This is a genomic window from Streptosporangium sp. NPDC000396 (genome assembly GCF_042898655.1).
Lineage (GTDB): Bacteria > Actinomycetota > Actinomycetes > Streptosporangiales > Streptosporangiaceae > Streptosporangium.
Genome location: NZ_JBIAZA010000068.1, coordinates 1 through 10,081 on the forward strand (window position 1 = coordinate 1; position 10,081 = coordinate 10,081).

Genomic DNA, 10,081 nt, shown 5'->3' on the forward strand with positions numbered 1-10,081 from the left:
TTCCCCGCCAGCGGGGTGAACACCCTCACCTCGGGCCATGCCGACACCGTGACGTCGTGCCCGGAGTACAAGGTCACCGCGGTGCGGCTGATCCCGGGAGGCCGCCGGCCGGGCCCGTGAGCCGGAGAGCAGGCCCGTTCACCGCAGCCTCCTGCGGAACGGCGACGGCGGCGCGACCGCCGGGGCCAGCCGTATCCGCACGTCCACGGCCGCCGCGCCGGACGCGGTGACGATCACCGGGTTCAGGTCGAGCTCGGCCACCTGGTGGAGGTCTTCCAGCAGCCGCCCCACGCCGACGATCTGCTCTCGGAGCGCGGCGACGTCGACGGCGGGACGTCCCCGGTAGCCGGACAGCAGCGGCGCGCAGCGCAGCTCGGCGAGCATCGCCGCCGGATCGTCCTCGTTCAGCGGCGGCACCCGGAAGGTGCGGTCCGCCATGAGCTCGGCGGCGACGCCGCCCATGCCGACCATGAGCAGGGGACCGAAGGACTCGTGCGCGACACCGCCGATGATCATCTCCACGCCGGCCTCGGCCATCGGCTGAACGATCGCGCCGGTCATGGCCGGTCCGATGGCGCCGGCCATCTCCCGGTAGGCACGGCGGACCTCGTCGGCCGTGGCCAGGCCGAGACGGACCCCGCCGACGTCGCTTTTGTGCACCAGATCGGGCCCGGTGGCCTTGAGCGCGACCGGGAATCCCGTCGCCTCGGCACCCGCCGCCGCGCCGTCCGGCCCCTCGACCTCGGCCGATTCGACGACGTGGACGCCATAGCAGCTCAGCAGACGGGCCGCGGTGGCGTGGTCGAGCCATCGGCCGCCAGGATGGCGCGCCAGGTCCGTTTCGACGATGGCGCGTGCGGCGGCGGTGTCGGCCGTCCGCGGCTCTGCGGGCGGGGCATGCGGCACGGCGCACCACGACGCGTGGTCCACCGCGTGGCGCAGCGCCCGCACGGCCTGCTCGGGAAAGGCGTAGCAGGGAACACGCCCGTCCAGCAGGCCGTCGTGCCCCGCGATGCACGCGATCACAGGTTTGACGGTCGCGGCGGTCGCGGCGGTGATGGCGCGGCGCGTTCTGGCCAGCCCCGAGCCGAACGGCGGGGTATAGACGACCAGGACGTTGTCGACGTCCGGGTCGGCCAGCACGGTCTCGACGGCGAAGGCCAGATCTCGCGCGGTGCCGCCCGCGGTGAGGTCGACGGGGTTGGTCACGGCCGCCGAGGCCGGGAGCCGGGAGCGCAGACGCCCGCAAGTGACCGGGGACAACTCGGGGACGAGCAGACCGTGCCGCTCGCAGGCGTCGGCGGCGAGCGCCTGCGGTCCGCCGGAGTTGCCGACGACGGCCACCCGGCCGCCGCGCGGCGGCGGCTGGACCGCCAGCAGGCGCGCGGTGTCGAGCATGTCCTGGACGCTGTCGACGCGGATGACCCCCGAGGCCCTCAGCAGGGCGTCGACGGCGACGTCCGGGGTGGCGGCGGCCGCGGTGTGGGAGCGGACCGCCCGCTCCCCGGAACCGCCGCGACCGCTCTTGATCACGATGATCGGCTTGCGTCCGCTGACCCGGCGTGCGATGCGGCCGAACCTGCGGGGGTTGCCGAACGACTCCAGATACAGGGCGATCACGTGGGTCGCCGGGTCGTCCTCCCAGTACTCCAGCAGGTCGTTGCCGCTGACGTCGGCCTTGTTGCCGACCGAGGCGAACCCCGACAGGCCGACCCCCAGGTCGTTGGCCCGGTCGATCAGGGCGACCGCGACCGCGCCGGACTGCGACATCAGGGCCAGGTGCCCGGGGAGGGGCGGATGGGGCAGGAAGCTGGCGTTGAGGCGGGCCCCGGGGGCGGCGACGCCGAGACAGTTGGGGCCGACCAGGCGCATGCCGGATTCACGGCAGATCTTCAACAGCTCGCCTTCCGCGGTGGCCCGCCCGCTTTCGGCGAACCCGGCCGTGACGACGACGAGGTTGCGCACGCCGTGGCTCGCGCAGTCGCGGGCGATCTCCAGCACGGTGGAGGCGGGGGTCGCGACGACCGCCAGGTCGACCGGGCCCGGGACGTCCCGCACGTTCGCGTACGCGGGCAGGTCGAGAATCTTGCCGGCGTGCGGGTTGACCGGGTAGACAGGGCCGGGGAACCCGGCGTCGAGGACGTTCCGCAGGATCCGGTGGCCGATTCCGCCGAGGGCGCGGCCCGCGCCGATCACCGCGACCGACTCGGGACGGAACAGCCGGGTCAGGCAGGCGGAGGTCGCCTGGTGGGCGCGTGCCTCGATCCGCTCCAGCATGTCCGGAGTGGGGTGCGCGTCCATCCGGATCTCCACTGTTCCGTCGGTGAACGTCCGCCTGGTCGCGAGCCCGAGGTCGTCCAGCACCCGGAGCATGGGGCGGTTCTCGGCCAGCACGTCGGCGACCAGCTCGCGAACGCCCTCGTCGGCGGCGTCCAGCGCGAGATGCTCGATCAGCAGGGTGCCCAGGCCGCGGCGGTGCATCGCGTCGTCGATCAGGATCGCGATCTCGGCGTCACCGGCGTCACCGGGGATGTATTCCGCGACCGCCACCAACCGGTCGCGCACCACGGCCACCAGAGCACGGCCCAGGTGCTCCGGCTCGGTGACCCGGTCCATGTAGGAGTGGGCGCCGGCCTTGCCGCCGGTGAAGAACCGCAAGTAGGCCGAGCGCTCGGACGACCTGTCGACCAGTTCGTGCAGCAGGGGCCGGTCGCCGGGCCGCAGGGGCCGGATGTGGGCGATGTCGCCCTCGCGCAGCAGGACATCGCACTCGTCGGGGAGGGTTCGCCTCATACCAGCAGCGTCGGTCACCGCCACGCCGTTCCATAGGGCCGAAGTGCCCTGGCGGGCAGGGACGGTCGTCTCCACCTGGTCGTGAGGTCCCGTGGTCTTCACGCGGTCGGCTCCCTCATCATGGGCTCGCCCAGCCGAGGAGTGCTCCACCACGCCCGCTGCCCTGTCGCGGTCGTCAGGTAAGCCGGCAGGCCGCGGGGATCGCCGATCGTGACGGACCCCGGCCGCGAGACCAGCCGTACGGCCTCACGGGGCGTGCTGTCTCACAGGACGTGCTGGATGCGCCTGCCGCTGATCTGGGTCGGGACGATCGTGACGTACAGCTCGCGGTCGCCGCCCGCCCACGGCTGGACTCCGGAGGCCTGGGCGGTCGACTGCTCGTCGCCGGTCACGACGTGGTGGGCTCCGCCGCGGATCAGCACGCTCCAGCCCTCGCGGCTGGCCTCGTCGATCCGGTCGACCTCGAAGGCGATCTTGAGCTCGACGCCCTGGACGCCGGTACGCAGCTGGTCGTCCAGCGGGCCGCCTAAGGCGGTGCGGAAGACCACCGCGCCGTTGTGCACCGCGTAGTTGACCGGCAGGACCACGGGTCCTTCGGGTTCGGTGAAGGCCACCCTGCCCACGCCGCCGGGGGAGATCAGCCGCAGGCACTCGTCGGTGTCGAGCTTTTCCAGGCGGGGAGCCGCGGCGGGACGGCCGCGGCCGGGTGGCAGGTCGATCGTCCCGCCGAGCAGCTCGGTCACGCCGGTGTTTAGGGCGACGGCCAGCTTGGCGATGGTCTCGGCCGGTGGTGAGGCGGGGTTCTCCTCCAGGTAGGCCAGATACAGGGGGTCGATTCCGGCCCGGTTCGCCAGCTGATCGCGGGTCAGCCCCAGGTCCTCACGGCGCCTGGTCACCCGACGGCCCAGATCACCCGGAGTCGTCATGTGTTCGGTCATCAAGGTCTCCCAGCGAGAAGGTGAAGGCCGTCGCGGGCCTGCCTGCCATGTCCTCCATCCCACCCCGGGGAAGGGGCGGGAGCGAGGGCCGGAAGTCCCCGGCGATCGGGTCCTTCGGCCGCTGTGGAAGGCACGGAGGACGACCGGATCGGCCCGGCCCTCTTTCCCGTTCGTCGTTTACGGCGATGCCTACCCGAAGGAACGGCGCGAAACCGGGTCCAAAGTCCCTGGATGGACGGGTCCGCTGCCTCTGGGTTCTCCCTTCCCCGCGTTCGACGCTTGAAGTGACAGAGATCCGTACGTGAGGAGGACGAAATGTCGTCGAACACCACAGGCTCGCCGGTTTCGGGTTCACACGACGGCCAGACGCCGGTCGTCGTCGCGGTGGACGGCTCGGAGGAAGCGGGCAGGGCTGTGGAATGGGCCGCCGACGACGCCTTCCGCAGGCACGCGCCGCTGCGGATCGTCCACGTCGTGGAGCGCGGTCCCTACGACATCCCCCGCTTCTCCGCTCCCGAGTGGCCGGGAACCCTGGTCATGAACGGGAAGAAGGTGCTGGCCGAGGCCGAGCGGGCGGCGCGCGGACGCCAGCCGTCGGTCGAGGTGAGCACCGAACTGATCGAAGGCGACCTGATCCGGTCCCTGTGCGACCAGGCCGCCGGCGCCGCCGAGATCGTGCTCGGCGGCAGGGGACTGGGCGGTTTCGCGGGAGCCCTGCTCGGCTCGGTGAGCGCCCGCGTGGCCGGGCACGCCCACAGCCCGGTGGTCGTCGTCCGCCCCGGCGGCGAACAGGCACGCCGCGAGGTCGCCGTCGGCGTCGAGGACGACCCGCGCTGCGAGCCCGCGCTGGCCTACGCCTTCGAACAGGCCAGGCTGCGGGGCTGCGTGCTGCGCGCCGTCCACGCCTGGCAGCTTCCGGTGCACGCCTTCGCCCCGGAGCTCGTTTACGACATGGACGAGGTCCGCCGCGCGCAGTTCCAGCTCCTCAGGGACAGGCTCGGCGCGTGGCAGGAGAAGTTCCCCGAGGTGACCGTGCTGGAGGACGTCCAGAGCGCGCATCCCGTCGACGCCCTGGTCGACGCCTCCGGCACGGCGGACCTGGTCGTCGTGGGCTCGCACGGCAGGGGAGCCCTCGCCTCCGCGGTGCTGGGGTCGGTCAGCCGCGGGGTGCTGCACCACGCCCACTGCCCGGTGGCGGTGGTCCGGTCCTGAGCCTCGGACGGGCCGGTGGCGCGGAGCGGACATAAGTCCCCCGCATCGAGGACTTTCGCCGCTGACACCTCCCAGAGCCCCGAGGCATGGTCGTCATGAGGAGAACAGGCATGCGGGCCGAAGATGCCGAAGAACGGTGGCCGTTGCCGCCGGACGCTTCGTTTCTCGAGATCGTTGACGACGGCGGGTGTTCCACCGCTGTGGTCTCGCGGGACAGCCCGGCGCTCAACGGGCCGATCATCGCGACTTCGGCGGTTCGACCCGCATCTCTCCTCTTCGCACGTCGGTGATGGAGGTGACCTCAAGAGCATGCGTACGACCGAGGAGATCACCGCAGTGGCCCGTGCGGCGGTTCAGGCCGCGGTGTGGGCGCCGTCGGTGCACAACACCCAGCCGTGGTCGTTCGTCGTCGAGGGCGAGGAGATCGCCCTGCGGGCCGACAGCGACAGGAAACTGCGGATCGGCGACCCCTCAGGCAGGGAGATGCTGGTCAGCTGCGGTGCGGCCCTGATGAACGTGCGGCTCGCGTCGCGCACGCTCGGCCGTGAGGCGCGGGTGCGGGTGCTGCCCGATCCCGACCGGCCCGCCCTGCTGGCGACCGTACGGCTGGGCGAGCCCGTCGAGGCCGACGAGCACACCCGGCTGCTGTACGACCAGATCGAACGCCGCCGCACCCACCGTGCCGGATTCACCGACGTGCCCGTGCCCGAGCCCCTCGTCGAGGAACTCGTCCACCAGGCGAAGGCGGAGAACGCGCGGCTGACACCGATCCGGTCCGAGCCGGCCGTCCTGGTGCTCGCCGCGCTCACCGAGGCCGCCCAGGAGGTGCAGTCCCAGGACCGGGTGTTCACCCTGGAGGTCGTCCGCTGGGCGCAGCCGCCGGGGAGCACCCGCGCGGAGGGGGTTCCGGCCGGGGGCTATCCCCGCGAGCCGCGGAGGACCCGTCCGCACTTCCCCCAGCGCGACTACGCCCACGGCCACCAGTGGGGCGGCGACGCCGACCAGTTCGCCGCCGCCTCGACCGGTCTGGTGGCGGTGCTGACCACGCCGGGAGACTCCCGCGAGGACTGGATCGCGGCGGGCCAGGCGCTGCAGCGCCTGCTGCTGCACGCCTGCGCCCACGGGGTTCGCGCCGCCTTCCACACCCAGGCGCTGGAGGCGTCCCACCTGCGGGAGTTCCTGCGCCAAGAGCTCCTGTCGGGCGAGTATCCCCAGATGATCATGCGTCTGGGCTTCACCCTCGACGAGGGCGAGTCAGTCCGGCGGCCGGTCGCCGACGTCCTGGAGGAACGCCGGACGACCTGAGCCGCACCCCGAGGCAGCGGGGACGCGGCGGTTGTTCCGGCAGTTCTCCTTTCCCCGCGGGATGCCCGATCACGTGGCGCCGGAGACGCCGGGCCTGATCCACCCTCACCCCCCAACAGATCAGGAGATCTGCTGTGCGCACATGGTTACGTATCGCAGGAGGAGTTGTCCTGTTCGGCCACGGGGTCGTTCACATGGCGGGGTTCCTGCTGCTGTGGAAGATCACCGAGGTGGGAGAGCTCACCTACGGGCAGATGGCGCCGGACCCCGGAACGATCGCAGGCAAGCTGGCCGGGGTGGTCTGGCTCGACGCGGCCATGCTGTTCTGCTGCGCTGCCGTTCTGCTGGCGGCGGGCCGTTCGGTCTGGCGCCCCACCGCGCTCGTGGCCGTCGCCCTGTCACTGCCGGTCGCGCTGATTGACGTTCGTCAGACAGTCGCGGGCGTCGTCGTGGATGTGGTCGTCCTCGCGGCGGCGCTCGGTTCCCTGACCCTGAGACGTGCGCGGAGGGCGGCGTGAACAAGGCGGAGCGGTCACGGATCGAAGCGGCGCTCCTGGCGCGGCTCCCGGCCCCGGCGACCTTCACCGAGGCCGAGATCGCTGGGCTGCCGGCACCGGTGCGCAAGCACCTGGGCGCGGCCATCGCCCCCGGCACCCCCCTGGCCGTGGCCGCCCGCCTGCGCATGCGGGGCGGCATCAAACTCGGCGGGTGGCTTCCCTTCCACGCGCGACAGGTGCTCGTTCCACACCGGGGCTTCGTATGGACGGCGCGCGTGGCCGCCCTCATCGCCGGATCGGACCACTACGCCGAAGGGCGCGGTGGGATGGACTGGAAGGCGGCCGGTCTGGTCCGGCTGGCCCACGCCGAAGGGGACGACGTCTCCCGCTCCTGCGCCGAGCGGGCGGGCGCGGAGGCCTGCTGGATCCCGACGTCACTGCTGCCGCGCTTCGGTGCGGAATGGTCGGCCGACGACGACACACATGTCAGCGTCAGCCACGCGATCGACGGCAGGGGGGTCCGAACCCGCTACGAGCTCACCGCCGACGGCCGCATCCGCTCCTTCGTGTTCGACCGGTGGGGCGACCCCGGCAACACCGGATCCTGGGGCAGACATCCCTTCGGAGGTGAGATCACCGCATGGGCCACCTTCGGCGGGATCACCATCCCCAGCGCGGGAAGGGTGGGATGGTTCTTCGGCACCGACCGGTGGGCCGACGGCGAGTTCTTCCGGTACCGGATCACTCGCCTTCAGCTGGTCACCCCGGAACGGCATGGGGCGTCCGATCCGGCCGGTGCCCCACCGGAGCCGATCACGGAAGACCGAGCCTGAAGGCGGACGCCGGGCACGCGGACCGTTCCCGCGGAACGACCCACGCCGGACGGGCTGGAACGACGATCAGGTCCGCACCCGGGCGGTGCTCGCGCTGGTCTTCGCCCGGCTCACCCTTTGGCTCTCGCCGTGTTGTGCGCGGAGGCCCCGATGGTCACCTCCTGACAGCCGGAGGCCCCGTGACGGCCGGAGGTCCCGTGAGAAGAGGACCTTTGCCGGTGTTCCCGCCGTGCCGTACGGCGATGGGATGAAACCAGGGAAGGAGAAAACATGATCTTGGTGGGAGTCGACGGTTCGAGGGCCGCGCTGGAGGCCGTGGGCTGGGCCGTGCAAGAGGCCCGGCTGCGCCGTACCGGCCTGCGTGTCGTGCACGTCATGCCTGCCTGGCCGCTGGAGATGGCCGAGGACGGCCCGCACGCGGACGTGGGCCGGTGGATGCGCGACGGTGCCGAGTCCACGCTGACTGAAGCGCTGGAACGGGTGCGTGCGGAGGGCGGCGACGTCGAGGTGGAGTCGGCGCTGCTGCCCGGCGATCCCCGGGAGGTCCTGACCGAGGCCGCGGGACAGGCGCAGCTGCTGGTGGTCGGCAGTCACGGGCTGGGCGGTTTCCGGGGCATGCTGCTGGGCTCGATCGCGCTGGGCGTGTCCGGGCACACCTCCTGCCCGGTCGCCGTCGTACGGCGCACGCCCGCCCAGCCGCGCGGTGAGGTGGTCGTCGGCGTGGACGGTTCCCCGGCCGGGGCGGACGCCGTGGCCTTCGCCTTCGCCGAGGCCTCCGCCAGGGGCGCGGTCCTGCGCGCGGTTCACGCCTGGAACAGGCCCATCGTCGGCGGCGGGCCGTTCGCCCTGGCCGACGCCGAGAAGACCGCCCAGGAGGAACGGCGCGTGCTGGCCGAGGCGCTGGCGGGCTGGGGCGAGCGCTACCCGGACGTCAAGGTCGTCGAGCGGCTGGAGTACGGGCACCCGGTGGACATGCTGCGGGACGCCTCGACGGAGGCCGATCTTCTGGTGGTGGGGTCACGCGGACGCGGCGACCTGACCGGGCTGATGCTGGGCTCGGTGAGCCACTCACTGCTGCACCACGCCGCATGCCCGATGGTCGTGGTCCCCTCGAAGGCCCGGCACGGCTGACCGGGGCTCCATGCTGGAGGAGCCCGCCCGCGCACCCGGCGTCCCGGTCGTCCGGGAATCGGGCACGGTGGCACCCGAGAGATCCGTTCCCACGGCCACCGGCACGCCGGGAGTCGTCAATGATCGGTTAGCGTGGAAGTCTGATTTCTTTTTGTGGCACCACTAATGGCATCGATCGATCTCCTGGACGTGCGCAGACGACCGTTCGCCGCAACCGACCATCCAGCGACCGTCCCCCAGCGAAAGAGATCCATGACTCACCGGCCCGATGACACCCATCCTGCCTACGCTTTCGACAACGCCAACCCCCATGCCGGAAGCCAGCATGACAGTCTTGCCCGGTTACTGGATCCCGGCACCTTCCGGCGCCTCGAAGAGACCGCGATCACTGATGGCTGGGAATGCCTGGAGATAGGCGCCGGCGGCGGCAGCGTCGCCGTCTGGCTCGCCGAACGGGTCGCCCCCACCGGCCGCGTGCTCGCCACCGACATTCAGCCCCAGCTCATCTCCGAAGTTCCCGGTCTCACCGTGGCCAGGCATGACGTGACGGCGGATCCGTTGCCGGAGGGTGCCTTCGACCTGATCCATGCCCGCCTGGTTCTCAGCCACCTTCCCGAGCGCCACCGGGTCCTGTCCAAGCTCCTCGCCGCGCTCAAACCGGGTGGAGTCATCCAGATCGACGAGATCGACACCACGCACTGGCCGATCCTCACCGCGGCGACACCGCAGGACGCCAAGGCCTACCGCGCCTACCTGCTCGGGCTCGTCGGCGTGCTACGCGCGGCCGGTGCCGACCCGTCCTGGGGCCCGCAGGTGGCGGCCGCGCTCACCGATGCCGGGTTCACCGGCGTCGACCCGCAGTGCCACAGCGAGGTGTGGGGGCCGGATTCGGCCGGGGTGGCGCTCCTGCTCAGCAACAGCCGGCATCTTGAGCCGGCCCTGCTGGCACACGGTCTGACGGAAGCGGGCCTCAAGGCGGCCCGCGCGGCGATGACCCATCCCGCTTTCCGGGCGGTGTCCTTCACCGTGCACACCGTCCAGGCGTACAGGCCCGCCTGACCACGGACGATCGGCAAAGTCATGCCGGCGGGTGATGAGCCGCAGCCCGGATGGGTAGCCGCCCATCGATGACCGCCATGTCGCTGATCATCGCTGGAATGGGAGCGCAAAGACTGTTTCACGCACTAGCAGAATTGCTGCGATAAAGCTCGTTGTTGCATCATGTCCGACCTACCTGGGATCAGTCACAGGCCATGGCGTACATGCATAAACTCGAGACTGACGTGATCTCAGCGAATTGCCGGTAGGTAGTTGTGCTCGAAATGGGTGAGGACAAGCGCTGCGCGGGCGATGTCGCCGATTCTGCTGGGGC

Annotated in this window: 9 protein-coding genes and 1 pseudogene; 8 read left to right on the forward strand and 2 right to left on the reverse strand. The window is 71.5% G+C overall.

From position 1 onward, the window contains the following. Positions 1 to 138: 138 nt before the first annotated feature. Entirely contained in the window at positions 139 to 2,793 is a 2,655-nt protein-coding gene (locus ACFY2X_RS46985) for a GNAT family N-acetyltransferase (protein ID WP_389951908.1), read from the reverse strand. Positions 2,794 to 2,874: 81 nt separating this feature from the next. On the opposite strand from ACFY2X_RS46985, the gene ACFY2X_RS46990 reads away from it, so the two are divergent. Beyond that, the gene (locus ACFY2X_RS46990; RefSeq protein ID WP_389951912.1) at positions 2,875 to 2,976 is read left to right on the forward strand and encodes a universal stress protein; all 102 of its coding nucleotides are present in this window, start codon (positions 2,875 to 2,877) and stop codon (positions 2,974 to 2,976) included. A gap of 80 nt (positions 2,977 to 3,056) precedes the next feature. Here ACFY2X_RS46990 and ACFY2X_RS46995 read toward each other — a convergent pair whose 3' ends face one another. Then, entirely contained in the window at positions 3,057 to 3,731 is a 675-nt protein-coding gene (locus tag ACFY2X_RS46995) for a pyridoxamine 5'-phosphate oxidase family protein (protein ID WP_389951914.1), read from the reverse strand. A 315-nt stretch (positions 3,732 to 4,046) separates the two neighbouring features. Between ACFY2X_RS46995 and ACFY2X_RS47000 the strand changes: the two genes are divergently transcribed. From ACFY2X_RS47000 to ACFY2X_RS47030, 7 genes and pseudogenes are all read left to right on the forward strand, one after another. Further along, the gene (locus tag ACFY2X_RS47000; protein ID WP_389951917.1) at positions 4,047 to 4,943 is read left to right on the forward strand and encodes a universal stress protein; all 897 of its coding nucleotides are present in this window, start codon (positions 4,047 to 4,049) and stop codon (positions 4,941 to 4,943) included. A gap of 309 nt (positions 4,944 to 5,252) precedes the next feature. Further along, positions 5,253 to 6,248, forward strand: coding sequence for an Acg family FMN-binding oxidoreductase (locus tag ACFY2X_RS47005; RefSeq protein WP_389951919.1), 996 nt, complete (start codon positions 5,253 to 5,255; stop codon positions 6,246 to 6,248). Between the two features lie 19 nt (positions 6,249 to 6,267). Continuing rightward, positions 6,268 to 6,351 (forward strand): annotated as a pseudogene (locus tag ACFY2X_RS47010) (hypothetical protein); the annotation flags it as partial. A 31-nt stretch (positions 6,352 to 6,382) separates the two neighbouring features. Further along, on the forward strand, positions 6,383 to 6,766 hold the full coding sequence (locus ACFY2X_RS47015) for a hypothetical protein (RefSeq protein WP_389951921.1): 384 nt from the start codon (positions 6,383 to 6,385) through the stop codon (positions 6,764 to 6,766). Continuing rightward, entirely contained in the window at positions 6,763 to 7,578 is an 816-nt protein-coding gene (locus ACFY2X_RS47020) for a DUF6544 family protein (protein WP_389951923.1), read from the forward strand. Before ACFY2X_RS47015 ends, ACFY2X_RS47020 begins: the two co-directional genes overlap by 4 nt. A gap of 270 nt (positions 7,579 to 7,848) precedes the next feature. Continuing rightward, the gene (locus tag ACFY2X_RS47025; protein WP_389951925.1) at positions 7,849 to 8,709 is read left to right on the forward strand and encodes a universal stress protein; all 861 of its coding nucleotides are present in this window, start codon (positions 7,849 to 7,851) and stop codon (positions 8,707 to 8,709) included. A gap of 252 nt (positions 8,710 to 8,961) precedes the next feature. After that, the gene (locus ACFY2X_RS47030; RefSeq protein WP_389951928.1) at positions 8,962 to 9,768 is read left to right on the forward strand and encodes a class I SAM-dependent methyltransferase; all 807 of its coding nucleotides are present in this window, start codon (positions 8,962 to 8,964) and stop codon (positions 9,766 to 9,768) included. The last annotated feature ends 313 nt before the right edge of the window (positions 9,769 to 10,081 follow it).

Bases quoted from the DNA above. Each gene is read 5' to 3' on its own strand.
- ACFY2X_RS47000 (WP_389951917.1), top strand. From the start codon at position 4,047: ATGTCGTCGAACACCACAGGCTCGCCGGTTTCGGGTTCACACGACGGC.
- ACFY2X_RS47030 (WP_389951928.1), top strand. From the start codon at position 8,962: ATGACTCACCGGCCCGATGACACCCATCCTGCCTACGCTTTCGACAAC.
- ACFY2X_RS47005 (WP_389951919.1), top strand. From the start codon at position 5,253: ATGCGTACGACCGAGGAGATCACCGCAGTGGCCCGTGCGGCGGTTCAG.
- ACFY2X_RS46995 (WP_389951914.1), bottom strand. From the start codon at position 3,731: ATGACCGAACACATGACGACTCCGGGTGATCTGGGCCGTCGGGTGACC.
- ACFY2X_RS46985 (WP_389951908.1), bottom strand. From the start codon at position 2,793: ATGAGGCGAACCCTCCCCGACGAGTGCGATGTCCTGCTGCGCGAGGGC.
- ACFY2X_RS47025 (WP_389951925.1), top strand. From the start codon at position 7,849: ATGATCTTGGTGGGAGTCGACGGTTCGAGGGCCGCGCTGGAGGCCGTG.